At 69.6% G+C, this 22,272-nt stretch carries 25 protein-coding genes; 11 read left to right on the top strand and 14 right to left on the bottom strand.

Annotated features, from left to right (window positions below; translation table 11 throughout):
* From AC4D2C_RS04095 to AC4D2C_RS04085, 3 genes are all read left to right on the top strand, one after another.
* Complete coding sequence (locus AC4D2C_RS04095) at positions 1-1,536, top strand: rhamnulokinase (RefSeq protein WP_490912809.1); 1,536 nt, start codon at positions 1-3, stop codon at positions 1,534-1,536.
* On the top strand, positions 1,533-2,795 hold the full coding sequence (locus tag AC4D2C_RS04090; protein ID WP_490912808.1) for an alpha-hydroxy acid oxidase: 1,263 nt from the start codon (positions 1,533-1,535) through the stop codon (positions 2,793-2,795). Before AC4D2C_RS04095 ends, AC4D2C_RS04090 begins: the two co-directional genes overlap by 4 nt.
* A 166-nt stretch (positions 2,796-2,961) precedes the next feature.
* Positions 2,962-3,351: a VOC family protein gene (locus AC4D2C_RS04085; RefSeq protein WP_490912806.1), complete on the top strand. Its 390-nt coding sequence runs from the start codon at positions 2,962-2,964 to the stop codon at positions 3,349-3,351.
* A gap of 37 nt (positions 3,352-3,388) precedes the next feature.
* Here AC4D2C_RS04085 and AC4D2C_RS04080 read toward each other — a convergent pair whose 3' ends face one another.
* Together AC4D2C_RS04080 and AC4D2C_RS04075 are read right to left on the bottom strand one after the other, a co-directional pair.
* The gene (locus tag AC4D2C_RS04080) at positions 3,389-4,162 is read right to left on the bottom strand and encodes an ANTAR domain-containing response regulator (protein ID WP_490908455.1); all 774 of its coding nucleotides are present in this window, start codon (positions 4,160-4,162) and stop codon (positions 3,389-3,391) included.
* Between the two features lie 137 nt (positions 4,163-4,299).
* Positions 4,300-4,848, bottom strand: a complete 549-nt coding sequence (locus tag AC4D2C_RS04075) for a TetR/AcrR family transcriptional regulator (protein WP_490912804.1) — start codon at positions 4,846-4,848, stop codon at positions 4,300-4,302.
* Positions 4,849-5,005: 157 nt separating this feature from the next.
* On the opposite strand from AC4D2C_RS04075, the gene AC4D2C_RS04070 reads away from it, so the two are divergent.
* Positions 5,006-6,019 (top strand): SDR family NAD(P)-dependent oxidoreductase, encoded by a 1,014-nt coding sequence (locus tag AC4D2C_RS04070; RefSeq protein WP_490912803.1) that lies wholly within the window; start codon positions 5,006-5,008, stop codon positions 6,017-6,019.
* A gap of 77 nt (positions 6,020-6,096) precedes the next feature.
* The gene (locus AC4D2C_RS04065; protein WP_490912801.1) at positions 6,097-7,041 is read left to right on the top strand and encodes an alpha/beta hydrolase; all 945 of its coding nucleotides are present in this window, start codon (positions 6,097-6,099) and stop codon (positions 7,039-7,041) included.
* Positions 7,042-7,050: 9 nt separating this feature from the next.
* Here the strand turns inward: AC4D2C_RS04065 and AC4D2C_RS04060 are convergent, their stop codons facing one another.
* Complete coding sequence (locus tag AC4D2C_RS04060; RefSeq protein ID WP_490912799.1) at positions 7,051-7,425, bottom strand: DUF2256 domain-containing protein; 375 nt, start codon at positions 7,423-7,425, stop codon at positions 7,051-7,053.
* A complete protein-coding gene (locus AC4D2C_RS04055) occupies positions 7,422-8,264 on the bottom strand; it encodes a DUF1206 domain-containing protein (RefSeq protein WP_490912798.1) in 843 nt (280 codons plus the stop codon). Before AC4D2C_RS04055 ends, AC4D2C_RS04060 begins: the two co-directional genes overlap by 4 nt.
* Positions 8,265-8,549: 285 nt before the next feature.
* Between AC4D2C_RS04055 and AC4D2C_RS04050 the strand changes: the two genes are divergently transcribed.
* Positions 8,550-10,112: a GGDEF domain-containing protein gene (locus AC4D2C_RS04050; RefSeq protein ID WP_490912796.1), complete on the top strand. Its 1,563-nt coding sequence runs from the start codon at positions 8,550-8,552 to the stop codon at positions 10,110-10,112.
* Between the two features lie 8 nt (positions 10,113-10,120).
* On the opposite strand, the gene AC4D2C_RS04045 is transcribed toward AC4D2C_RS04050, so the two are convergent.
* Positions 10,121-10,885 (bottom strand): MerR family transcriptional regulator, encoded by a 765-nt coding sequence (locus tag AC4D2C_RS04045; RefSeq protein WP_490912794.1) that lies wholly within the window; start codon positions 10,883-10,885, stop codon positions 10,121-10,123.
* Between the two features lie 136 nt (positions 10,886-11,021).
* Positions 11,022-11,285, bottom strand: a complete 264-nt coding sequence (locus AC4D2C_RS04040) for a hypothetical protein (RefSeq protein ID WP_490908463.1) — start codon at positions 11,283-11,285, stop codon at positions 11,022-11,024.
* Between the two features lie 160 nt (positions 11,286-11,445).
* Between AC4D2C_RS04040 and AC4D2C_RS04035 the strand changes: the two genes are divergently transcribed.
* Positions 11,446-11,859, top strand: a complete 414-nt coding sequence (locus AC4D2C_RS04035; protein WP_490912792.1) for a helix-turn-helix domain-containing protein — start codon at positions 11,446-11,448, stop codon at positions 11,857-11,859.
* 6 nt (positions 11,860-11,865) lie between these two features.
* Here the strand turns inward: AC4D2C_RS04035 and AC4D2C_RS04030 are convergent, their stop codons facing one another.
* Positions 11,866-13,089, bottom strand: coding sequence for a PucR family transcriptional regulator (locus AC4D2C_RS04030; protein ID WP_490912790.1), 1,224 nt, complete (start codon positions 13,087-13,089; stop codon positions 11,866-11,868).
* Positions 13,090-13,354: 265 nt separating this feature from the next.
* Between AC4D2C_RS04030 and ald the strand changes: the two genes are divergently transcribed.
* On the top strand, positions 13,355-14,467 hold the full coding sequence (ald, locus tag AC4D2C_RS04025) for an alanine dehydrogenase (RefSeq protein WP_490912788.1): 1,113 nt from the start codon (positions 13,355-13,357) through the stop codon (positions 14,465-14,467).
* Positions 14,468-14,497: 30 nt separating this feature from the next.
* On the opposite strand, the gene AC4D2C_RS04020 is transcribed toward ald, so the two are convergent.
* The 3 genes from AC4D2C_RS04020 to AC4D2C_RS04010 form a co-directional block, all read right to left on the bottom strand.
* Complete coding sequence (locus AC4D2C_RS04020) at positions 14,498-15,583, bottom strand: Gfo/Idh/MocA family protein (protein ID WP_490912786.1); 1,086 nt, start codon at positions 15,581-15,583, stop codon at positions 14,498-14,500.
* 4 nt (positions 15,584-15,587) lie between these two features.
* Positions 15,588-16,412 (bottom strand): GAF and ANTAR domain-containing protein, encoded by an 825-nt coding sequence (locus AC4D2C_RS04015; protein WP_490912784.1) that lies wholly within the window; start codon positions 16,410-16,412, stop codon positions 15,588-15,590.
* Between the two features lie 78 nt (positions 16,413-16,490).
* Positions 16,491-17,099, bottom strand: coding sequence for a TetR/AcrR family transcriptional regulator (locus AC4D2C_RS04010; RefSeq protein ID WP_490912782.1), 609 nt, complete (start codon positions 17,097-17,099; stop codon positions 16,491-16,493).
* A 114-nt stretch (positions 17,100-17,213) separates the two neighbouring features.
* Between AC4D2C_RS04010 and AC4D2C_RS04005 the strand changes: the two genes are divergently transcribed.
* Positions 17,214-17,774, top strand: coding sequence for an NAD(P)H-dependent oxidoreductase (locus AC4D2C_RS04005; protein ID WP_490912781.1), 561 nt, complete (start codon positions 17,214-17,216; stop codon positions 17,772-17,774).
* A gap of 127 nt (positions 17,775-17,901) precedes the next feature.
* On the opposite strand, the gene AC4D2C_RS04000 is transcribed toward AC4D2C_RS04005, so the two are convergent.
* From AC4D2C_RS04000 to AC4D2C_RS03990, 3 genes are all read right to left on the bottom strand, one after another.
* Positions 17,902-18,090 carry a hypothetical protein gene (locus AC4D2C_RS04000; protein ID WP_490908471.1) on the bottom strand — a complete coding sequence of 63 codons (189 nt, stop codon included), beginning with the start codon at positions 18,088-18,090 and terminating at the stop codon, positions 17,902-17,904.
* A gap of 59 nt (positions 18,091-18,149) precedes the next feature.
* A complete protein-coding gene (locus AC4D2C_RS03995) occupies positions 18,150-19,100 on the bottom strand; it encodes a lantibiotic dehydratase C-terminal domain-containing protein (protein ID WP_490912780.1) in 951 nt (316 codons plus the stop codon).
* A gap of 86 nt (positions 19,101-19,186) precedes the next feature.
* The gene (locus AC4D2C_RS03990; RefSeq protein WP_490912778.1) at positions 19,187-19,327 is read right to left on the bottom strand and encodes a hypothetical protein; all 141 of its coding nucleotides are present in this window, start codon (positions 19,325-19,327) and stop codon (positions 19,187-19,189) included.
* Between the two features lie 374 nt (positions 19,328-19,701).
* On the opposite strand from AC4D2C_RS03990, the gene AC4D2C_RS03985 reads away from it, so the two are divergent.
* Entirely contained in the window at positions 19,702-20,670 is a 969-nt protein-coding gene (locus AC4D2C_RS03985) for a LuxR C-terminal-related transcriptional regulator (protein ID WP_334211229.1), read from the top strand.
* A gap of 67 nt (positions 20,671-20,737) precedes the next feature.
* Positions 20,738-22,042: an aminotransferase-like domain-containing protein gene (locus AC4D2C_RS03980; protein ID WP_490912777.1), complete on the top strand. Its 1,305-nt coding sequence runs from the start codon at positions 20,738-20,740 to the stop codon at positions 22,040-22,042.
* A 3-nt stretch (positions 22,043-22,045) separates the two neighbouring features.
* On the opposite strand, the gene AC4D2C_RS03975 is transcribed toward AC4D2C_RS03980, so the two are convergent.
* Entirely contained in the window at positions 22,046-22,267 is a 222-nt protein-coding gene (locus AC4D2C_RS03975) for a hypothetical protein (protein WP_490912775.1), read from the bottom strand.
* Positions 22,268-22,272 lie beyond the last annotated feature (5 nt).

The raw sequence follows: 22,272 nt of genomic DNA, 5'->3' as shown, positions 1-22,272 counted from the left end.
ATGACGGACGATCCGAGCGGGGCCCAGAGGCAGGCGTTCGCCGCCGTCGACATCGGGGCGTCCTCCGGCCGCGTGATCCTCGGACGGCTGACAGACCCTGCCAACGGGACGCAGGAGTCCTCAGCGGACCGGCGAATCGAAATGGAGGTCATGCATCGGTTCCCCAACGGCGTCGTCACTCTCGACGGGCATCTTCGCTGGGACCTCGATGCGCTGTTGGAGGAGGTTCTGGTCGGACTCACCGAGGCGGCAACGGTCGCAGCCGCGCAGGGCGAGCAGATCATCAGTATCGGGATCGACACGTGGGCAGTCGACTACGGTCTGGTGGATGCGGCAGGTGAGCTCGTGGCTCAACCCATCAGCTACCGGGACGACCGCACTCGAGTGACCATCGATCAGGTGCACCGAAAGGTCGACCAGGCACGCCTCTACAGCACGACGGGCCTGCAGTTCCTGCCCTTCAACACGGTCTACCAGTTGGCGGCCGAGCGGACGCTGGAAGGCGTTCAGGCCCTGCTGATCCCCGACCTGATCGCCTACCGGCTCACCGGTGAACGCCGCACCGAATCGACGAATGCGTCCACCACGGGCCTGTTCGATGCTGTCGCCGGAGAGTGGGCTACCGAATTCCATGAGGCCCTGGGGCTACCGAAGGACCTGTTCCCGCCTCTGGTAGAGGCTGGTCAGCCTATCGGTGCCCTGCTCCCCGAGATCGCCGAGCGCACCAATCTACCGGCATCGACGAAGGTCGTTGCCGTGGGGTCCCACGACACCGCCTCAGCCGTGGCTGCGGTACCCGCCCAATCACCGCACTTTGCGTACATCTCCTCCGGAACATGGTCGCTCGTGGGGCTGGAGCTACGGCACCCGGTCCTCACCGAGGCAAGTCGGGCCGCGAACTTCACCAACGAGCGGGGAGTGGACGGAACCATCCGCTACCTGCGCAACGTGGGCGGCCTCTGGCTCCTGAGCGAATGCCGACGCACATGGGCGGAGGAGGGGATCGATGAGTCGCTCGACTCCCTTCTTGCTGCCGCAGCCGCGCTGCCCGCGGGTGGACCACAGGTCGACGTCGACGACCCTTCCTTCATCGCTCCTGGCGACATGCCGAGGCGCATCCAGCAAGCCGCCGCCAATACCGGGACGAGTGTGCCGGATGAGCCTGCAGCAATAGTCCGGAGCATCCTCGACAGCCTGGCAGCCGGATACGCACGAACCCTCGCCGACGCTGAGCGCCTCACCGACACACGAGTGGACGTGGTGCACATCGTAGGAGGCGGATCCCAGAACCAGCTCCTGTGTCAGTTGACAGCCGACGCTACGGGTAAGCCGGTCATCGCAGGACCGGTCGAAGCGACGGCGCTCGGCAACCTTCTCGTCCAAGCGCGGACCAGCGGCCACGTCGACGGCGGACTCAGCCGGCTCAGACGTCTCGTTGCGGCGGGAAGGGAGCCGGCCTACTACCAGCCACGCTCTCTCGCCTCGCCCGGCACCACGGACCTCACATCCGTCCCCATCGGAAGGACTTCCCCATGACCAAGCGCCAACTCCCCGTTCCCGCGGAGATGCTCGAGCTGATGCAGTTCAAGAAGATCGAGCTCAACGGGAAGAAGCGGCGCCTGGAGGCGGCGCTCACCATCGCGGACCTGCGCACGATCGCCAAGCGCCGCACCCCCAGGGCCGCCTTCGACTACACCGACGGCGCCGCCGAGGGTGAGCTGTCCCTGGCCCGCGCCCGGCAGGCGTTCGAGGACATCGAGTTCCACCCCTCGATCCTCCGGCCGGCCGAGCACGTCGACACCTCGGTCCAGATCCTCGGTGGGCCGAGCGCCCTGCCCTTCGGCATCGCCCCGACCGGCTTCACCCGGCTCATGCAGACCGAGGGCGAGACCGCCGGCGCCGGGGCAGCCGCCGCAGCCGGCATCCCCTTCACCCTCTCGACCCTCGGCACGACGTCGATCGAGGGCGTGAAGGCGGCCAACCCGACCGGGCGCAACTGGTTCCAGCTGTATGTGATGCGGCAGCGGGAGATCTCCTACGACCTCGTCAGGCGCGCCGGCGAGGCCGGCTTCGACACCCTCATGTTCACCGTCGACACGCCCGTCGCCGGCGCCCGCCTCCGGGACAAGCGCAACGGATTCTCCATCCCGCCGCAACTGTCCATCGGCACCATCCTCAATGCGGTGCCGCGGCCCTGGTGGTGGGTGGACTTCCTCACGACTCCGAAACTCGAGTTCGCGTCCCTGACCGATACCGGCGGAACGGTGGGAGACCTGCTGAACGCCGCGATGGACCCGACGATCAGCTACGACGATCTCGCCATCATCCGCGACCTGTGGCCAGGGAAGATCGTGATCAAGGGCGTGCAGAACGTCGAGGACTCCGTCCGTCTCGTGGACCTGGGCGTGGACGGGATCATCCTGTCCAACCACGGCGGCCGCCAGCTCGACCGCGCCCCCATCCCGTTCCACCTGCTCCCGCAGGTGGTCCGCGAGGTCGGCGCCGACGCCACGATCATGGTCGATACCGGCATCATGAACGGAGCCGACATCGTCGCCGCCATGGCCCTGGGCGCGAAATTCACCCTCATCGGCCGCGCCTACCTGTACGGGCTGATGGCCGGCGGCCGCGAAGGCGTGGACAGGGCCATCGCGATCCTCCGCGACGAGATCGAGCGCACCATGCGCCTGCTCGGGGTGTGCTCCATCGGGGAACTCGAGCCCAGGCACGTCACCCAGCTCACCCGGCTCGCGCCGGTGGCACAGGTGCACCGGGACGCCCTGGCCTCGCCCTGAATCATGACCTCACTCCGTCACGCCAGGCGGTGGCGCAGCACCTCGACGTCCTCGAGGAGGCCGGGCTCGTTCACTCCGAGCGCAGCGGTGTCCACCGGTTCCACACCATCGATACCTCACCCCTGGCCGTGATCCTCGATCGATGGCCACCCCGGAAGGCAGAATCATGAAACTCCAAGCAGTGAGCATCTTCGTCGACGACCAGCAGCGGGCCCTCGACTTCTACACGCAGCAACTGGGGTTCGTCGTGTCCGCGGACATCCCCATGGGCGCGCACCGCTGGCTCACGGTGATCGACCCTGACCGTGCGGACGCCACTGAGATCTCCCTCGAGCCCAAGGGCCACCCGGCGACCGCGCCCTTCACCGATGCGATCGCTGCTGACGGCATACCGTTCTGCGTCCTCGGAGTTCCCGATGTACAGGCCGAGTACGACAGGCTTTCCGCACTCGGCGTCACGTTCACGCAACCGCCGACCGACATGGGCCCCGTCATCGTGGCCGTACTCGACGACACCGTCGGAAACCTCCTGCAGCTCGCGCAGGTCGCCGGCTGACGCAGCGCCAGGCAATGCCTCGGGGAGTGCGTGGTGATCATCCGCCGCTGCGGGGTGCTTTCGCCTGGTAGATGATGGCGGTTGCGACATCCCTCAGCCGGACGTTCGTGTCGTTGGACATCTTCTGCAGCCGAAGGAAGGCTTCTTCGCTGGTGCAGTGATGCTGGGCCATGAGAATGCCCTTGGCCTGCTCGATGCCGGCCCGCGAGCTCATCGCTTCCTGCAGCTGCTCCACCTCCTGTCGCGCGGAGCGATAGAGCCCGGAGGTCACCATGGTCGCCGCCGAGTACTCCGTGAAGCGCTGATTCCGGTCCGCGTCGGATGCGTCCGGATCAGCACTGAGGTAATCCAGAAGACGGACGAGGTCCGCGCGGTGCTCGGTGACGTCGTGCACCTCCTGCAGAAGAGCGACCACTCGACCCTCGTCGTCCAGGACGGGGCTGTTGACCGGGCTCCAGTACCGCTCGAGGAACGCGCCGGGGCGGGCAGGATCGGGGATGTCGAAACGGTGCAGGAGCAGGCTGTCCCTCTGTCCGGTCCTCTTCACCCGTTCGAGTGATTCGCGCATCACCCTGGCCGGTTCCTGCCCGGACTGTGACGGGCTCTCGGCGAACACCTCGAAAGCCTGGCGCCCGACCAGATCGGCAGCGGAAACCCCCACCAGATCGGCGAACGCCGGATTCACGTCGATGATCACGTACTCGGGATCCATCAGCGAATACGCCGACGACGTTGCCTCGAAGATGCCCCGAGCATGAGCCTTGATGCGATCGACTGCTTCTCCCGCGCCTGCACTTACGCGCCGCTCCACCTCGTGTCCTTCTCCCTTCCAGCACCGGGACATTCCTGGGATGAAACCGATGCTCAAGCCTCTAATCATAACTACCCACCGAGCAACACGCGCGGACACCTCGACGCGCACCATCGTCCTACCCAGCCGTGCAGGGCCTATGGCAGCGGCGTGATCAGCTGCTGCAGGAGCGCTCCGTACCGACGGATGATGACGTCCTCCCCCTCCGCGAGCAGCCGCTCGTCCCCCACGACCCACAGCGCGTACATCAGCCCGCCGACCAGTGCTGCGGCCAGCCGGGCACGGAGGTCCGCATCCGGACCGACCAGGCGGGCCTCGAGCGGAGCGACGAAGGTCGTCTCGTGGAGGTGCCGCAGCTGCTCACCCACGGCTCCGGCGTCACTGGCACGCAGGAGCGTGAGATAGAGGGGCCGCAGGTGCCCGTCCTCCTCCAGCACGTACCGGACGAAGCGCTCGCCCAGGCTGTCCGGATCCCCTTCGAGCAGGGGCTGGTAGTCGGGCATCGACGGCATGGCCTCGAGGAACAAGGCCTCCTTCGTCCCGAAGTAGTGGATGGGGAGGGCGGCGTCCACACCGGCGGCGGACGCCACCGATCGCACCGAGGCGCCGGCGTAGCCCTTCTCGAGGAACAGGGTGCGCGCGGCACGGAGAATCGCCGTGCGCGTCTCGGCCCTGCCCTCGATCATGCTCCAACACTAGCTCCAGGCTTCGCGCCGCCGGCCGGCCCCTCCGTGCCGACGGGCCCAAGGGACCTTCCCGGCGGCAGGGCTAGCCATTCAACGGTGTTGAATGTAGCCTGCTGAAACGAGTACCCCTGCTCGCGGACCGTCGGAAGGACCAGCAATGACGCAGACCCCTGCCACCCTGACCGCCCACAGCACGATCGAGCAGTGGCTCGGCCACCCCGAGGGCGGGCCGGTTCTGCGGGGCTTCCTGGCGCAGGCCGGCACTGACGAGGCCGCCCTCGGGCCGGCTCGCTCCATGCCCCTGCAGCAGTTGGTCGCCCTGAGCCAGGGCGCCCTGCCGCAGGAAGCGGTCGACGGATTGGTCAAGCAGGTCAACGGGGGCGTGATCCCGGAGATGGATGCTTCCGTCTGGCAGGAGCGCATCATCCCGGGACGCTTCGAGGGACGTACCGTGATCGTCACGGGCGCCGGATCGGGGATCGGCCGCGCCACCGCGTCACGGGTGGCCCGGGAGGGCGGTCGTGTGCTCGCCGTCGACATCGCCGCTGACCGCGTGGAGGATCTCGCTGCAACCCTCGAGGGCCACCAGGTCGTCCCGATCGCGGCCGACCTCACCGACCCGGCGGCTGTGGAACGCATCATCTCCGGCGCGGACGGCCGCATCGATGCCCTGGCCAACGTGGCGGGGATCAACGACGACTTCAGCCCGCTGCACGAGGTGTCCGACGCGATGTGGACGCGGGTGTTCGCCGTCAACGTGGAAGGACTGATGCGCCTCACGCGGGCGGTCCTGCCGGTCATGCTCGACGCCGGTCACGGCTCGATCGTCAACGTCGCCTCCGAGGCGGGCCTGCGCGGCTCCGCATCGGGCGTCGCCTACACGGCGTCGAAGCACGCGGTCGTGGGCATCACCCGCAGCGCCGCGTTCATGTACGCGAAGGAAGGCCTGCGCATCAACGCCGTCGCCCCGGGGGGCGTCGCCACCGGCATCCCCATGCCGGGCACGCCCTCGGCGTACGGATCCACCCGGCTGGAGGGTGCCCGCGTCAACATTCCCAGCATCGCCGACCCGGCACACCTCGCGGCCACGATCTCGTTCCTGCTCAGCGACGACGGCGTGAACATCAACGGCGCCATCCTGCCCTCCGACGGCGGCTGGTCGGTCGTCTGACCGGACGGACGAGGTACCGACGGACCTCCTGCCAGCGGTCTGCCGTGCTGTCCATGAACGATCGGGAAGGTGAGGGAATGAAGAGGATCGACCTGCGGACGAGGCTGTTGGGTCGGCTCATCGGCCTGGCCTCCGTGACCAGGCGCTCCGAGGACCAGATCCTGGCGGACCAGCGCCGGGTGATCGGCCACAACCCGCTGACCGACCTCCTGCTCGGCGGGCTCGCCAGGGGCGTGGAGGTACGTAACACCACGGCTGCCGGCGCCGACGGGACCATCCGGGTCCGGACCTATCATCCGCCCACGTCGGGCGACACTCCCCCGCTGGTCGTGTTCATCCATGGTGGAGGCTGGACCTCGGGGAGCCTGGACACGTACGACTGGTTCGCGAGCAGCATCGCCCGGGACGCGCACGCCGTCGTCGCGTCCCTCGACTACCGGCTGGCGCCCGGTCACCGGTGGCCGGCCGCAGCGGAGGATGCCTACGCGGCGACCGTCGACCTGATCGCTCGCGGGGCCGAGCTCGGCGCCGACACGTCCCGCGTCGCCGTCGTGGGCGACAGCGCGGGAGGGAACCTGGCTGCCGTCGTCGCCCTCATGGCCCGGGACCGGTCAGGCCCCGCCATCGCGTTCCAGGGGCTGGTGTACCCCGCGACCGACATGACCATGGCGAGCCCGTCCATCGACGAGAACGCGAACGCCCCGATCCTCACGAAGGCCGACATGCTGGCGTTCCGCGGCCATTACCTCAAGGACCAGGACCCGCGGCACCCCTATGCGTCGCCCCTGCTCGCCGATGACCTGACCGGGCTTCCGCCGGCCCTGGTGCAGGTGGCCGAACACGATCCGCTGCGCGACGACGGCCTCCGCTACGCCGCGGCCCTCCAGTCGGCGGGGTCCGCCGTGCGGACCACGACCTATATCGGAATGCCCCATGGCTTCATGGCATTCCCCCGCATCAGCAGGGCCGTCCCGCAGGCACTCGGCGAGCTCTGCCAGGAGCTGCGCGGCGCACTGGCCTAGCGGGAGTCGTCAGCGGGGTGCCCGCAGGGCCACCGGGCCCTGTGCCGTCGACGGGTCGACGACGGCGCCGCGCTGCACCATCTCCGCGAGTCCGCGACCGACGAGGCGACGGGCCGCGCGGCGGGCGGGTTCCGCAAGGCCCGTGCCGCCGGTGGCCAGGGCCGTCGCGGCGTCCGCCGGGTCGACCGTCGTACCGCGCGGTGTGCCGTCGAGGCGTGCCAGGAGCCACTCCTCGAGCGCGGCGTCGATGGGCCGTATCTTCCGTGCACGGCAGGAGTCACTGCAGTAGGCGATCGACTCCCAGTTCCGCTCCCACTTCTTCCGCCACTCGATGCGGCGACCGCAGGAGCGGCAGATTCTCTGCTCGTGCCCCGCACCGCTCACATGCGGCCGAACATGGCACGGATGACGGCGAAGACGCCGTAGCAGACGAGCCCCACTGCGATGATCGTCAGCACGTACACGCCCATGGGGTGGTACTGGAGCACCTTGAGGCTGCCGTCGAGCCCGGTGGATTCCTGCGGATTGCGGTGCAGGCCGGCGAGGACGAACAGCCCGCCCACGAGGAGCAGCGCCAGCCCCTTGGCAACATGCCCGACGACGCCGAACGCCTCGATCACGCGTCCCCGGCGGGTGTCCTCGAACTTCCGGAGCTCCGGCCGGAACCCGCGGCGGAGTCCCTTGACCACGAAGTGCACGCCGATGCCGAGAAGCACCGCGGCGGTGACGAACACGAGGAAGAGCCCGATGTCCGAGGCCAGGAGGGTCCGCGTGAAGTCCACCGTCGACTCGGAGGAGTCGGGCCCGTCCCCGAGGGCGAATCGCGCGAAGGTCCCCGCCATCGACCCGTAGATGACGGCGAGCGCGCCGGACGAGACGTGCTTGCCGATGCGCTTGCCGGTGGGCAGATGCCGTGCCCGCAGGGTGGCCTCACTGAGCTGCCACAGGGCGAGGCCCGCACATCCCGCGGCGCAGATCCACATGGCCGGGGTACCGAGGTGCCCTTCGGCCACTTCCTCCAGTGCCCCGGTCGGCTCGGCCTCGCCGTTCCCTCCGAAGGCGAGGCGCAACGCGATGAAACCGATCAGGATGTGCACCACCGCGAGCGCCGCGAAGCCGAGCCGCGCGACGACATCGAGAGCGCGCGTGTCCGTCGCCTGCTCCACGGCGTCGGCCGCGCGGCCGACCAGCCCCTGCTGGTCCGCACTGCTGTCGGTGGTCACCCGTCCTCCCGGCGTCGCCCGGAGCTCCCTCCCTCTCCGGGCAGAACTCTCTGGTGATTGCTTCAGCACAGGAGCATAGGCGATGCCGACGTCCGGTGCCGGACGTTCTCCACGAAGCCAGATAGTTGCACTTCGTTACGAAGACAGCGGCCGTAACCCTTGAGTGAACGGTCTCGCCACGGCAGACTGGACTCGCCGGCATCACCGGCACGTCAGCGCACGCCAAGGTCTCAGCACTCCTCCAAGGTCGGTTCTTCAGCGCTGCCTCGACGACCAGGAGAATGCATGACCAACGACGACGCCGTGATCGAAGGCGGCTCCCTGCGCCTTGCACAGGAACGGGACCTCACCGCCCTGCTGGAAGTGATGGAGATCAGCGCGGACCTCCCCCGTGTGGTGGGCGAAGCCACCGAGATCCGCAGTGCCGCCGAAGACCTCGGCCGACTCGACGTGGCCTTCTGGGCGGAGGTGACCGCCCTCGATGCGCTGGCCCGCACGGAGGGCGCTCCCGGGGCGCGGACGCGCGGGCAGGAGATCCTCGAATGGGCACGCGAACAGGGCGACGCTCGGCTGGCCAGTCGCTGCCATGCCCTGATCGCGATGATGGACCTCATTGCCGGGCACTCCGGATCGGGGGCCGAACAGGCGACGATCGCCGTCTCCCTGCTCGACGGTTCCGAGCTGCCCCGCCTTCGGGCGAAGCTGCTGACGCGCCAGGCCCTCGGCCTCCTGGGTGCGGGCCTCCTGCAGCACGGCTTCGATGTGTCCCGCAGGGCGCTCAGCCTCGCGGAGCAGCTGGACGATCATGAGCTCATCGGCCAGTTGGCGTCCAACGCGTTCCACGCCGCGCTCGATGACGCGATGCCCGAGGAGGCGCGCTTCTGGATGCGGCGGGTCGAATCCGCGTTCGCCGCGTCCCCCGGTCTCGAGTCCGAGCTGGCCGATGTCCTCGCCCGCGGCCATCTCGCCGGAAACCGTCCCCGGGAAGCCCTCGATGTGCTCGAGAGATCCGCGGACGACGATCCCGCGAATCTGCAGCCCGAGACACGCGCCATCCGGATGCTCCTGCTGGCGCAGGCGCAGCACGGGGTCGGTGATCTCCCAGCCGCGCGTTCCGCACTCGACAGGGCGGAGCGCATCACGGCGCGTCATGCACTCGAGGAAGTCGCATCCATGATCCTCGAGGAACGCGCTGCCATCGCGGCATCCGGCGCGGACTTCCGTCTCGCCTACGAGCTGCACCGCCAGTTCCACCAGGCGGCGCGGGGTCGGTGGATCGAGGCAAGACGCTCCCAGGTGGACCACCTCTTCGCGGAACAGAACGTCACCGAGGCCCTCGCGCGGGCGGAGCAGGCGGAAGCCGCCGTCGCGGTCGATCCCCTCACCAAGGTGCGCAACCGGCGCTGGGTGGAGGACTCGCTGCCCGACGTCATCCGCACCTGGCAGACGAGCGAACCGTCGACCGGTTCACTGGCGCTCCTCGACCTCGACCACTTCAAGCAGGTCAACGACCGCTTCGGACACCCGGCGGGCGACGACGTCCTGGTCGCCGTCGCCTCCTGCCTCGAGGCATGCCCCGGGGTGCGGCATGTAGCCCGGATCGGCGGCGAGGAGTTCCTCCTGGTGCTCCACCAGCACGCCGACCAGGAACAGGTGGCGCAGCAGGTGCTGGCCGCCGTCCGCGGGCTCCAGTGGCCGCACGTCCATCACGGACTGCGACTCACGGCAAGCCTCGGCTTTGCCGCCTGTGGGGCAGGCTCGACGTCGGACGCGCTCCTGCGCGAAGCCGACCTGAACCTCTACAGAGCCAAACGCGCAGGGCGGGACCGCGCCGTCGGCCTCTGGTAGCACGCAGGTCAGTCCTGGCGGACCAGCCATTCCTCGAGGGCGGCCCGCACGAATTCGGCGCCCTGGAGTCCGCCGTAGTTCGCCGCGAACCGTGGATCACCGACGTACATCTCCCCGAGCCCTCGAACGTACTCCGAGGGCAGGGAACCGTCCTCGTTCCTCGGCGTCCCCGGGATCCCGGTGAGCCAGGCCACGTGGCGCCCTGCCAGGGCCACCGCCTCCTGGCTCGTCGGCGCGATGCCCCGCGATGCCGCGTCCGTCCAGTCGGCGTTGAGGTCCGTGACCTCCCTCCCGAAGGCGTCCTTCTCCTCCTGGGACTTGCCGCGCCACCAGGCGTCGCCCTCGGCATAGGCCTCGCGCCCCCACCGCTCCTCGACCTCGTCCCGGTAGCGGGTGTGGTCGAATCCGTTGAACATGTCTTCTGGCATGGGTTCTTCTCCTCGTTCGAGGGCCTCCACCGTGGTGAGGACCGCCGTGATCTGCCGGTCGAGCCGTTCCTGCTCGCCGCGGAGGAATTCGAGGTGGGCCCGCAGCACCGAGGCCGGCGCTTCCGCACGGGTGGCGTCCATGACCTCGGCGATGGTCGGCAAGGACAACCCCAGGTTCCTCAGCAGCAGGATGCGCTGGAGCCTCACGAGCGCCGCCGCGTCGTAGTACCGGTAGCCGTTGATCCCTACCCGGGATGGTGCGAGCAGGCCGATATCGCCGTAATGGCGCAGCGTCCGGCTCGTGGTACCGGTCAGCCGGGCGACGGTGCTGATCGGGTAGTCCACCTGGTCCTCCTCCTCCCGGCGATCGGCGCCGGGACACTCCCAGCCTATGAATTGACGTAACGTCAAGGTCAATGGCCGGGGTGGAGGAGTTTCAGCGGCACTACCGCGCGGGTCGAGGAGGAGAGGGCGAAGGCGGTCAGCTGTACCAGAACCACTGCGGCGGACGCCAGGACAGCGGAACCGCGTGGGCGTTGAAGGTGCCGCATTCGGAGCAGGTGTAGCTCGTACTGGCGGGAAGCAGATCGGTGGAGTGTTCGGCCTGGCGTGCGGGCACGAACTCCTCGAAGATCAGATAGTCGTCGGTACGGCACGTGGGGCAGAAGGGGAGCTCACCCTTCTCACCGAGCGTGGTGGGATAGCCGCCCAAGCGGAGGCTACGCCCGTGATCAAGAGTTGTCATGGGATGCACCCTTTCGGTCTTGCAGCCGACGCTGGTTGCAAGTAGATGGGGGTATTTATACGCACACACTAGACCCGCAGTACTCATAGCGGAAGGGCGGGTCCCGCACCGGGCGTGCCTTGCCTACTGGAGTGGTACTCCCTGCTGGCACAATGGCCCCATGACAGCCAGGGCTCCACGATCCGCAGCGGCACTCCCGCCCGAGCAGGCGGGGCCGCTCCGCCGTGCACTCACCGACAGCGCGGACGTGACCGTCTTCGTGGACGGTACCGCCCACAGACTGCCGAACGAGGCACAGGCCGCCGTCGTCGACCTGCTCGCACGCCTGTCCGACGGTGACGCCGTCCAGGTGACCTCGGTGGCCGAGCTGCTGACCACGTCGCAGGCGGCAGAGCTCGCCGGCATCTCGCACAGCTATCTCCGCAAGCTCACGGACGCCGGCACGCTCCCGGTCGAGTACCGCGGCTCGCACCGGCGCCTCCGGAGGTCCGACGTCGAGGAGTGGCTCCGCAGCCAGCTGCGCCGCCGAGAAGCCTCGCCGGACGCCGACGCGCATCAGGGCGCCGACACCTGACCGCCCCTAGGCGAGCTCGAACCGGGGCCGGGACCTCCACCGGCGCGCCTTGAGGGCGAGATGCAGTTCCAACCGCACCATCCCGGCGAGCGGGTCGACGCCGATCACGGACCGGATCCTCGACAGTCGGTTGTAGACGCTGCTGCGGTGCAGGTGGAGCTGGGCCGCGACGTCCTGCACGGACCCGTTCTTGTCGTACAGCAGCTCGAGGACGGGCAGCAGCTCATCCACACGGTCGGCCTCGCTCAGCTCCGCGAAATGGATGCTGCCCTGCGTCGGCGCCTGCCACCCGACGGTCCCGAGGAACTGGTACACGCCGATGTCCGCGTACGAGCACACGTCGCCGAGCTGCGGGTCCACCGCGGCGGCCTGGACGGCGTGGCGCGCCTGATGGAACGCCTCGGCCAGGTCACGGGGGTCTGCTGCTGATTCGCTCAGCCCGAGCACCACCCGGCCGACCGGGCGGCCCGCACGCTTCGCGGTCTCGCCCCGATACCGCTCGAGGACCTGCTGCAGCGCGGCAGGGCCGACGGCGGGTGCGCACAGGAGCACCGAGAAGCCGGTGGCGCCGGCGCTGAAGAGCACGGGGGCGACCCCGACCGTCGCCTGAAGGGCAAGGGTGCGCTGCAGGAGGGCGGCCTCGTGCGGGTCGCCTTCGTCGGAGGGCGCGGGCCGGGGTTCATGCGCCACGGCCAGGCGCCACGGGCCATCGCCTCCGAGTTCGCGCCAGCCGCGCAGCTCGTCGGCCGCGGCGGCGACGCCACGGCACGCGGCAAGGAAGGTGGCTTCGCGCTGCGTCCGGCGCTCGGAGGACGCCGTGTCCGTCTCGAGGAGGAGCTCGGCCAGACGGTCGATCAGGGGACGGACCGTGGGCAGGGCGGCCAGGATACCGGCGGCGGGGTCCTCTCTGGACTGCTGCTGCACCCAGAGGTAGCCCACGCGGAAACCCCGGACGAGCAGCGGTACGCAGACGCGCGCCAGCATCCCGAGGTCCTCGTTGGCGGGGACGGCGACGGCGCGCACCGCCTGGGCGATGCCGTGGCGGAGCTGCCACTCGCTGACATCGGCGGGGACCTTCTTGCTGAGCAGGAAGTTGACCCGGACGCGGTCGGCGGTGGCCTGATGGCTGCTGTAGGCGAGGAGGACGCCGTCGGGGTCCTCGAGGGACACCCCCCGTCCCAGCGACTGCGCGATCGACTCGACGACCTCGTCGATGGCCTGGTTCTGCACCCTCCCACCCTATGCGGGCAGAACGCGAAGGACGACACTTGCCGCTCGGGGACTCGACATCTGTCGATGGTGGCGGAAACGGGTATCTGCTAGTGCCCTGGGTCACAATGAGCGACAAGCCCGTCGCCGCGCGGCCGGGAGCCGACGCCGACGACTCGCCCGCCGACGGATCCTGGGCGGCCGACGGAAAGGGGCGGTCATGCCGCCTGAGTGGTCCCTATTCTGGAACCATCCCCGTCCGCCCGATCGCAGCCTGGAGAACCCCATGATCATCGGCGTCCCCAAAGAAGTGAAGAACAACGAGTTCCGTGTGGCCATCACCGCCTCCGGCGTGCACGAGTTCCGGGCCCACGGCCACACCGTGCTCGTGGAGCGGGGCGCGGGCATGGGCTCGAGCATCACGGACGCCGAGTACGAGGCCGCGGGCGCCGAGCTCGTCGACGCGGCGGACGACGTCTGGGCGCGCGCGGACATGGTCCTGAAGGTCAAGGAGCCGGTGGCCTCCGAGTACCACCGGTTCCGTAGCGAGCTCATCCTCTTCACCTACCTCCACCTCGCCGCCGAGCCCGAACTGACCCGTGCACTGCTCGACGCCGGCGTGACCGCCATCGCGTACGAGACCGTGCAGGACGGGCGTGCGCTGCCCCTGCTCGCGCCGATGTCCGAGGTCGCCGGCCGCCTCTCCGTCCAGGTGGGCGCCCAGGTCATGACCGCACCGGCCGGAGGCCCCGGCCTGCTGCTCGGCGGGGTCGCCGGCGTCCGCCCCGCCAAGGTCGTCGTCCTCGGAGCGGGCGTCGCGGGCACCAACGCGACGGCGATGGCCGTCGGCACCGGAGCCGAGGTGACCATCCTCGACATCGACATCGCACGCCTGCGCGAGATCGACGCGCTCTACGCCGGCCGGGTGAAGACCGTGGCCTCGAACTCCCTGGAGATCGAGAAATCGGTCCTGGAGGCGGATCTGGTGATCGGGTCGGTCCTCATCCCCGGCGCCCGTGCGCCCAAGCTCGTGACCAACGCCCTCGTGGCACGCATGAAGCCCGGCAGCGTCCTCGTGGACATCGCCGTGGACCAGGGCGGATGCTTCGAGGACTCCCGCGTCACCACGCACGAGGACCCCACGTTCACCGTGCACGGCTCACTCTTCTACTGCGTGGGCAACATGCCGGGCGCGGTCCCCAACACCTCCACCTACGCCCTGACCAACGTGACACTCCGCTACGCCGTCGCCCTGGCGGACAAGGGCGTCCGGGGCGCCTTCGAGGCGGATCCCGCACTCGCCCGCGGGCTCAACGTCGCCGCAGGCCAGGTGGCACACCACTCGGTGTCGCAGGCGCACGGCCTCGAGCTCGCGGCGGACCCGGCGGCACTCGTCTAGTCGACCCTCGTCAGGACCGGCCCCCACGGCTCAGGGCAGGGTGCCCTGGCGGTTTCCTCTCCCGATCGGGAAGGACGCATGGACCTGCTCGATGATGCGCGCCACCGCGAGGGCATCCTCCGCCCGCACCGGCGGAGGACCCTCGCCCCTGATCGCGGCGGCGACGCCGGCGTAGAAGGACGGGTACGCGCCCGGCTCGATCGCCAGCGGCTCGGTCCGCCCGGCGCGCCCCAGCCTCCCCCTGCCGTGGGTGCCCGCCCGGCCGGCCGCGGCGCGAGGAAGCTCCCCCGGGAGGACACCTGCCGCCAGCAGTCCCTCCTGCGGGTCGGTGCCGGTGATCGTCAGGCCTGCAGCCGCACCCGTGACGCGGAACCGCGGACGCGCCAGCGGCACGCGCGTCCCCGCGTGGAGATGGCTCGTGACGCCGCCCTCGTGCTCGAGGACGAGGAACAGCGAGTCCTCCGCGGCGCCGTCACCATCCGCCTTCAGCTCCGCGAAGACCGGGACGGCCGGACCGAGGAGCACCAGCGCCTGGTCGACGAGGTGCGGTCCGAGGTCGTACAGCACACCCCCGCCGACCGCCGCTCCCGCGTCCCGCTTCCACCGCTTCGTGCTGGGCCCCTTCCAGGACTCCATCGCCGACTCCAACCTCAGCACGCCGCCCAGCGCGCCCGAGGCGACCAGCGAACGCACGGTCAGGAAATCGCCGTCCCACCGCCGGTTGTGGAACGGGACGAGTAGCCGCCCCGCCGTCCGTGCCGTCCCGATCAGGCGCTCGCCGTCCGCCGCGCGCACCACGAAAGGCTTGTCCACGACCGCGTGCAGTCCTCGGCCGAGCACCTCGTCGGCGAGGTCCGCGTGCGTGGCCGGGGGCGTGGAGATCACCGCCAGGTCCAGGTCCGGTACGGCGCGCAGCGCCTCCTCCAGCGTGGCGACGACGACGGCATCCGGGTAGGCCGCGCGGGCCTCCGCCCGGCGGTCCGGACTGCGGGTGACGACGGCGGCGAGGTGGAGGCCGGCGTCGTGGGCGATGAGCGGGGCATGGAAGACGCGCCCGCCGTGGCCGAACCCGACCAGCACGGCCCTCACCGCACCCGGCGTCGGCATCGGCGGCATGCCCTCAGGCCGGGTCGAAGTGGGCTCGCGGGAGGGAGCCGTTGAAGCCGGCGACCATCCCACCGGCGAGCGCGCGGACCTTGACGTTGCGGGCGTTGGACGCCCGGCGCAGCTTGTCGAAGGCCTCCTTCTGCGAGCAGCGGTCCTGCCCCATGATGATCCCCACGGCGAGGTCGATCTCGGTCCGCGACTGCAGGACGGAGCGGAGGTCCTCCGCCGTCGCTGCGTGCCGGGCCATGCGCACGGCCAGCTTCAGGGCCTGCGACGCCTGCACCGCGAACGCGCGCGCCACCCGCCGGTAGTCGTCGGTGAACACGGACGCGTCCTGGGCGTACAGGTTGACGGCCGCGCGCGACGAGCCCTCGAGATCGAGCGGCAGGCAGAACATGGCACCGACGCCGCGTGCGGCGACATGCTCCATGAAGCCGGGCCAGCGGTCCTCCGACCGGGTGTCGCGGATGAAGACCTCGCTGTGCACGCGCAGCGCGTGCAGGCACGGACCGTCGTCGTGCTCGTACTGGACCTCGTCCATGGAGCGCGCCTTCGCATCGCTGCTGCCGACGGTCAGCTGCTCGTGCGGCGAGCGCTGCAGCGTGACGCCGCAGTACGTGTCGCCGTCCTGACCGAGGGCGTCCGCAGCGAACTCCGCGAGCTCCTGCAGGAACGCCCGGACGTCGGAGTGGTCGACCAGGAGGTCCTGGAGTCGCGCGGCGGCTTCCGCGGGTGACGGGGCCGGGAGTTCCCGCGGGACCATGTGCAGGTGGGGCCCGGGAACGTCGCCTCCGACGGCCTCGAGCACGCCGGACAGTTCTTCCGGGATCTCCTCCATGCGCGCACCAGCCTCACCTCGGCACCGCGCGGAAATGCCGGTGTTTTTTTGCCAGTGTACAAGAGGGCCGGGACAGTGCTACACGTGATCCTGCGCTGCTGCGAGGCCCGTGACGAGCACGCGCCAGGACGCGGCGAGGCGGGCATCGGACATGCCCCGGTGCTCCTGGAGGTGGAGCAGGAGCCCTGCGTTGAGGAACGCGGCCAGCTGGTAGGCCGCGAGCTCCGGGTCCTGCACGCCCAGCTCACGCAGCAGCATGCCCAGGTGCAGGCGGATGAGCTGCTGCGTCGGGTGCTCGGGGTCCGGTCCGCCCCGCTGCTCCGCCGCACGGAGGATCTGCCCGTCGAGGAGCATCCGCCCGATGCTCGCCTCGCCGAAGGCGATGAGCCGCTCGAGCGGCTCGGCTCCCGGGCCGAGCGGGGGCGGACCCGCCATGAAGGACTGCTGGAAGGAACGCCCGGCCTCGTCCGCGAGCGCGTGCAGCAGGCCGGCGCGGCTGCCGAAGCGGCGGAAGACCGTGCCCTTGCCGACTCCGGCGCGCCGGGCGACGGCGTCCGTGGTCAGCTTCTCCGCCCCGCACGTGGCGACGATCTCGGCCGCGGCGTCGAGCAGGAGACGCCGGTTGCGCGCCGCGTCGGTGCGCTCTCCGTCGTCGCCCGTGACCCGGAGCAATCCCTCGCCCTGCATGCCGCCACTATAGCCGCGGAATAAAACGGACCGTGGTCCGCTTGAGTTGTTCAGATGCGGTCACCGCGTCCCCTGTCAGTACCGACCTACGGTCACCCAACCACGGGAGTCTTCATGTCCACCACGATCCTCACCCTCGTCGGCAGCCTGCGGGAGGGCTCCATCAACCGCCAGCTGGCCGAGGCCGCCGCCGAGCACGCGCCCGCCGCCGTCGAGGTGGTCAGCTTCGATGCCCTGAGCGACATCCCGTTCTACAACGAGGACATCGACAACGATACCGACCGCCCGAAGGCCGCGGACGACCTCCGCGCCGCCGCGGCCGACGCCGACGCCATCCTCCTCGTCTCCCCCGAGTACAACGGCACCATGCCTGCCGTGCTCAAGAACGCCATCGACTGGCTGTCCCGCCCCTACGGTGCAGGTGCCCTCTCGGGCAAGCCCGCAGCCGTGATCGGCTCCGCCTTCGGCCAGTACGGCGGAGTCTGGGCGCACGACGAGGCCCGCCGCGCGCTCGGTGTCGCCGGCGCCACGGTCGTCGACGACGCCAAGCTCTCCATCGGCGGCTCGATCACGCGCTTCGCCGAGCTCCACCCGAAGGACGACGCCGAGGTAGCCGGCGCCGTCACCGACGTGCTGAACGCCCTCGCAGGAGCAACCGCACCCATCGCGGCCTAGTCCGGCCCGATCCGTTCGGGTCCACCCGGACAGTTGACCTGAACGACCTGAACGGCACGACGCCGGCGCCCCGCGCCGGCGTCGTGCCGTTTCTGTCCGGTGCCCGTTGCAGGTGGGGAAGGGCAGGTCAGTGCCAGAGGCTGTCGGCCCAGACGGCGTCCCGCAGGTATTCCTGCGCCGGGCCGATCTCCCACAGCTGGCCCTGCGGCTCCAGCACGCCGTCGTTCTGCATGGACTCGACGTCCTCCGACGAGCAGCCGAGGACCTCCGAGAGGTCTGCATCGACGGCCAGCACGATGGTGTTCCTTGCGTTCATGATGCAGTCCTTCGCTCGTGGTTCTGGCGGGCCGGCCGACAGGGGATCCGGACCATCGTTCAGGAGGTGGGCCTGGGATTCCACGTCCGCGCATACAGTCCCAGCGCCGCCTCCTCGCGGGCGACGAACCCGAGGCGATTGAGGGCCATGTGCGCCTGATACACCGTGAGGTGCTGTGCGCTGCGGCTGACGCGGACCTTGTCCGCGCGGTACAGGTAGGTGTCGAGGGTTCGGAACCAGCGGCGTCGCCAGTTCTGCACAGCCGACTCGGAGGCGGTGGCTGCCATGAGGGCATGGAATCCGGTGGCCTTGGATGCGACCTGCGCCGTCATCGCCTCGCGTACCCCGGAGGCACGCGGCCCGACGTCGGCCGTGCAGGTGCGCAGGTGACCGTCCCAGTAGAGATCCCAGGTCAGGCGACGGCGGTCGGGCCAGCCCGCGGATCGGGGACCGCGCAGCATGCTCTGCACAGCATCGAAGAGCACCAGGGCGCCCAGTGCCGAGCGGCTCTGCATGCGGGGGAAGCGCTGGTTGGCCCAGATGGCCAGCTCTGAGCTGAGCTCGAAGACCTCCTCGGCGAGATGGAGGCCCTCCACGCCGCCGTACTTCACAAGGTTGGCCTCGAGCTGGGGGTCGGCCGGCTCCTGGCCGCCGGAGTAGTAGGTGTTGCTGGCCGGTGCGGTGATGTGCTGGCGCACCACGAGCAGCGGCAGTGCGCGGGAACTGCGGGTCTGGAGCACCCTCTGGAACGCGCGGAGGCGGTCGAGGACACGCGGGTGGGCATGGATGCTCAGCCGGATCTGGCTGACGACACCCGTCGCGGCGTCCTCGTACCGGCTGAAATACCAGCGCTTGGCGCCGAGCGCCTGTGCCTGCGCCACCAGCGGGGTGACCAGCTCTTCGATGATGCCGTCCGCTACATCGAAGCCACCCGTCGAGAGGGAGAGATGCCACCACTGAGTGCTGACGACCGTTCGTGAGGCGGTTCGAACGGCGGTCACCTGGCTCATGGCTCTCTCCTTCAGGGTCTGTGATCACCCCCGCTGGGGCGGGTTCTCGGGGGGAGGCTCCGGGCTCTAGTCCGGGGTCTCCCCGTTTACTTCGGCCAGTCCCAGCTGCCTGCCATGATCTGGCCCTTGGGCCAGTCCCAACTCGCTGCGTCGACCGACTGCTGTGCCGGCGCCACGGCCGCCACCACGATCAGCAGGCCCGCAACTACGCCGAATACCTTCTTCATCGCGATCCTTCCTGGCCCGTTCCCGGGAGGTCGAGCTGTGGTGCGCTGCTGGTCCGCAGCGTCCGGAGTCCCTGCGGGTCCCTTTGCGGGGCTTCCCTGCGGGCTGGCTCACTCAGAATGTCGGCCGCCGGGAGGCGGTGTCCAGCGGTACGGATGGCCGTTTGCGGACATGGCGCGAACAGGACGCGGACATGTCCCCGGCGCTGCTGGTACGCTGCTTCGCAGTCGGGAAATCCGCGGAATGGCGGGTCTGGACGGCGCCTTCGGTCTCATGAAATTGCCAGCCTCCCTGATCTGTCATTAACTGGACATGTCATGTTTTTCGCTTTGTGACGATGCCGCTACCGCACCGGTGGCCCGGACAAGGACTGCCCATGCTGGACGCCACGTCGCTCGAGGTATACCGCTACGCCGTCGGGCATCCCGGCTGGACGCGCGCCGAAGCGTCGGATGCCCTGGGCCTGACCCTGCGCCGTATCGAGGCGGCCATCGCCGAACTCTCCGATCGCCGGCTGCTCAGCCCTGAGGCGGGACGACCGGACGGTCTCGTGGCGGTATCGCCCGACGTCGCCCTCGCGGATCTCGTCGACGCCGACGAACGCTCCCTCCAGGACCTGAAGGCACGCATCAGCAGCCAACGACGCGAGCTCTCCAGCCTCCTGCCCACCTTCCTCGAAGCGCGCAAGAGCGTTCTCGCCAGCACCTCCGTGGAGACGCTCGAGGACCCCCACCTCATCCACCGGGTGCTCATCGACTACGGGCGGGACGTCACCGAGAAGGTCTACATCGCGCAGCCCGGCCAGGGTTCGACGGCGGACGTCCACGAGGAGAGCATCCGCAAGGATCTCGAACTGCTGGAGAACGGCGTGCGACGCCGGACCCTGTACGACACGAGCCTGCGCGACCACGTTCCCACCCGCAGGGCGGTCGAGGCGATCGCAGCCGGCGGGGGCGAGTTCGGCGTCCTCCCGTTCATCCCCCTGCGCATGCTCATCTTCGACGAGAAGCTGGCACTCGTGGGGCGTCAGCTCACGCGGGAGGACAAGGCCGCCCTGGTCATCAGGGACTCCAGCCTGATCAACATCTTCACGCTCCTGTTCGACGTCGCCTGGGAGATCAGCGAATCCTTCCTCGCACCCGAGCGCGTCGAGTCGCCCCTGAGCAGCCTGCAGCGTTCGATCATCCAGGGACTGGCCAACGGCCTGTCCGACGAGTCGATCGCCCGGCGCCTGGACATCAACGTGAGGACATGCCGGCGGCACATCGCCTGGATGCTGGACACCCTGCGCGCGGACAGCCGCTTCCAGGCCGCGCTGAAGGCACGGGACGCGGGCTGGGTCTAGGCTCGCAGCAACGCACTCCTGTGCAACACCTGTTGCCTGACGGTGAACCCCCGCCTAGACTCTGGGCGTGACGTCCTCCAGCGAAGCCCCCGCCGACCTCCTGCCCGCCGAGACCGAAGCAGCCCTCGAAAGGGCGGTCGACTCCGCCAACCGGCACGATGCGCTGTTCTCCGTGCGGGCAGCGAACATCAAGCAGTCCGCGGTGCGGGACGTCTTCGACATCTCCATCCGCCCGGGGCTCGTGTCCCTGGCCGGCGGGAGCCCGTACCTGAAGTCCCTCCCGCTCGAGGACCTCGGACGGACAGCCCAGAAGATCATCGCCGAGCACGGCCTCGAAGCCCTGCAGTACGGCGGGGGCCAGGGCATGGAGGAGCTGCGCCGGCTGGTGTGCGACGTCATGGCCGCCGAGGGCATCGCGGGCGCCAGCCCGGAGGACGTCGTGATCACCACCGGCTCACAGTCGGCCCAGGACGTCGCGGCCAAGGTGTTCTGCGACCCGGGCGATGTGATCCTCTGCGAGGACCCCACCTACGTAGGCGCCCTCAACACCTTCGAGGCGTACGAGGTGGACGTCGTCACCATCCCGATGGACGACGCCGGACTGATCCCGGACGAGCTGGAACGCACCATCGCCGACCTCGAGGCGCAGGGCCGCACCATCAAGCTGCTCTACACGATCCCCAGCTTCAACAACCCGAGCGGCATCACGATGGCGGCCGACCGCCGCCAGCGCGTCGTCGGCATCTGCCGTGCACACAACATCCTCGTCCTCGAGGACAACCCCTACGGCATGCTGCGCTTCGACGGCGAACCGCTGAAGCCCATGCGCGCGGGCAATCCCGACGACGTCATCTACCTGGGCTCCTTCTCGAAGATCTTCGCGCCCGGCGTGCGGCTCGGCTGGGCGCTGGTGCCCAAGCACCTCTACCGCCGGTTCTACCTCGCCTGCGAGGCCGTCGTGCTCTGCCCGTCGCCGCTCACCCAGATGCTCGTGACCGCCTACCTGACGGACTACGACTGGCGCGGCCACCTCCACTCGATGCGTGACCTCTACCGCGAGCGGTGCGACGCGATGCTCGGGGCCCTCGCGGAGGAACTGCCCGACGGCGTGCGCTGGACCACCCCCGACGGCGGATTCTTCGTGTGGGTCACCCTCCCCGAAGGCATCGACACCTACCCGCTGCTGTACACGGCCATCGACGCCGGCGTCGTGTTCATCCCCGGCGCCGCGTTCACCCCGTCCGACGAGCCGTCCAACAAGCTCCGCCTGGCCTTCAGCGCCGTCTCCCCCGAGGACATCGTCGAGGGCGTGCGGCGCCTCGCGCCGATCCTGCGGACGGCGATCGAGGAGAACCGGACCGCGTCCGCCTGATCGCTACCGCGGCGGGCGCCTCCGCTGGCGCAGCGTCACCGCGAGGGAGATGAGCGCCGCGACGATCAGCAGGATGGACAGCCTGGCCACCGTGCCCAGCCCGGGGAAGGCCGCCTGCAGGACGATCGACGCGACGAACCCGATCAGCACCACGAGCAGGAGCCTGTTCAGCGGGTAGCGCGGGCGCGGCCGCCGGGGATCGTCGCCGGGGAAGGGCTGGTTCATGAGCC

This window comes from Arthrobacter sp. TJ-240 (assembly GCF_058269195.1).
The sequence above is the reverse complement of the archived record's forward strand: the minus strand, read 5'-3'. Positions and strand labels throughout refer to the sequence as shown.